Raw genomic sequence first — 1,505 nt, 5'->3', positions numbered from 1 at the left:
GGCGGACGTCTTCGAGTTCGATCAGTGCCATGGGAAGTTCCTTCCGGAGTGGACGACCGGCGCGGCCCACGCGGGCGGCTCGGGCACGGAGGGCGCCGCGGCGACCGCGGGGATGGAGACCACGGGGACGACCTGGGTCGGCGGCCCGGCGCCCGTCCAGGCGACGGGAGCCGTCGCGGAGGCCACGGCCGCGCGCAGCTCGGCGACGAACTGCAGGCAGCTCGCGTACCGGTCGTCGGGCGCCTTGGCGAGCGCCCGGGCGACGACGGCGTCGACGGCCTCCGGCAGGTCGGGGCGGTGCTCGCGGACGGTGGGCGGCGGGTCGTTGAGGTGTGCCCAGAGGAGCGCGAGGTCGCTCTCCCGGCGGAACGGCGGCGCGCCAGCCAGCAGCTCGAACACCACGCAGCCGAGGCCGTACTGGTCGCAGCGCCCGTCCAGCGGGCGGCCGGAGATCTGCTCGGGCGCCGCGTAGTCCAGCGTCCCGACGATCTGGCCGACGCTGGTCAGCCCGCTGAGCGACAGGGACTTCTTGGTGAGCCCGAAGTCGGCGAGGTACAGGTGCTCGGGGTGCTCGCTGTCGGTGCCGGCGGCGACCAGCACGTTGCCGGGCTTGACGTCCCGGTGGACCAGGCCGTGGTCGTGCGCGGCGTCCAGCGCGGAGGCGATCTGCAGGGCCAGCCGGGCGGCCCGCTCGGCGGGGAAGGGGCCGCTGCGGCCGATCAGGGCGCGCAGGTCGCCGCCGCCGACGTAGCGCATGGCGATGAACAGGATGCCCTCGTGCTCGCCGGCCTCGAAGATCGGGACGATGTGCGGGTGGTCGATCGCGGCGGCGGCCTCGGACTCGTGCATGAACCGCTGGCGGAACACCTCGTTGCGGGCGAGCTCGGGGGCGAGGAGCTTGACGGCGACGGTCCGGCCGAGCCGCAGGTCCTTCGCGCGGTAGACGACGGCCATGCCGCCGCGCCCGATCTCGTCCTCCAGGCGGTAGCCGGCGACCGTCCGCCCGACCATCCCGGCGGGCAGGCCGGGGGCCCCGGGGGGCCCGGAGGGGTGTTCGGGCGGCGGTGCGGGGGCCGGGCCGGACGGGATCACGGTTCGCCCGTCCGGGTGGGGGCGTAGTCGCTGGGTGCGTAACCGTCGGGCGCGGGGGCGGCCGGGGCGGGCGAGGCGGGCATCGGCGGGGCGGGCACCTGCTCGACCCGGTCGGTGGCCGCGTACGTCTGGAGCTGGAGCCCGTCGCAGTAGCACCAGCGGTCGTGCACGGGGTCGAACACCCACAGCGCCTCGCCGTCGACGACCAGGCCCACCCGCAGGCCGCGCGTCTGCTCCCGGAAGGACTCCAGGTCCAGGGCGCCGGTCGCGAGCCGCTCCAGCAGCGCGCGGTGGCGCTCCAGTGCCGCCGCCGCCTCGGCGAGGGCCGGGCGCGGGTCGGCGGTGCGCGCGGGCGGGCCGCCGGCGGCGGGCGGGGCGTCCGGGAGGGTGATCAGCAGGCGGCCGTCGACCCA

Annotated in this window: 2 protein-coding genes; both read right to left on the bottom strand. The window is 76.9% G+C overall.

Annotated elements, in window-relative coordinates:
- Positions 1 to 21: 21 nt before the first annotated feature.
- Complete coding sequence (locus AB0O00_RS39050) at positions 22 to 1,011, bottom strand: serine/threonine-protein kinase (protein ID WP_363659423.1); 990 nt, start codon at positions 1,009 to 1,011, stop codon at positions 22 to 24.
- A gap of 77 nt (positions 1,012 to 1,088) precedes the next feature.
- A partial coding sequence (locus AB0O00_RS39045; RefSeq protein WP_363659422.1) for a hypothetical protein occupies positions 1,089 to 1,505 on the bottom strand: 417 nt, incomplete at its 5' end.

The organism is Kitasatospora sp. NPDC093558 (genome assembly GCF_040683475.1).
Taxonomy (GTDB): domain Bacteria; phylum Actinomycetota; class Actinomycetes; order Streptomycetales; family Streptomycetaceae; genus Kitasatospora.
This window is presented reverse-complemented; position numbering and strand designations above follow the sequence as displayed.